Raw genomic sequence first — 361 nt, 5'->3', positions numbered from 1 at the left:
TCGCTGACGCGCAGCCGGGCGCGGGCGATCGAGGCTTCGATCTCGCCGCGCTCGCCGAGCAGGCGGGCCCATTCGCGGTTGATGTTGTAGACCTTCGTGCCGTCGATGAAGCCCTTCTMGAACAGGCCGAGATATTTGTTCCGCTCGAGTTCGACCAGGCGCAGCTCCTCGACCTTGGCGACCTTGCGCGCCTCGAGGCCTTTGATCTCCTCGCCGGACTGGACGACGCTGATCTCGAGCTGTTCCTTGCGGCTTTCGCGGTTGGTGCGGTTGCCGTCGAACAACCGGGTCTCGCCCTGGATGATCTGATCCGCCTCGTCGAAGACCTTGGCGAGCTCGGCCGGGAAGGTGATCGCGGCGA

The 361-nt window shown here is 65.0% G+C and carries 1 pseudogene; it reads right to left on the bottom strand.

Features of this window, described 5'->3' with window-relative positions:
• Positions 1 to 361, bottom strand: a pseudogene (locus AC1DIO_RS35620) (HlyD family type I secretion periplasmic adaptor subunit); the annotation flags it as partial.

This window comes from Allobosea sp. 05T439 (assembly GCF_056396005.1).
The sequence above is the reverse complement of the archived record's forward strand: the minus strand, read 5'-3'. Positions and strand labels throughout refer to the sequence as shown.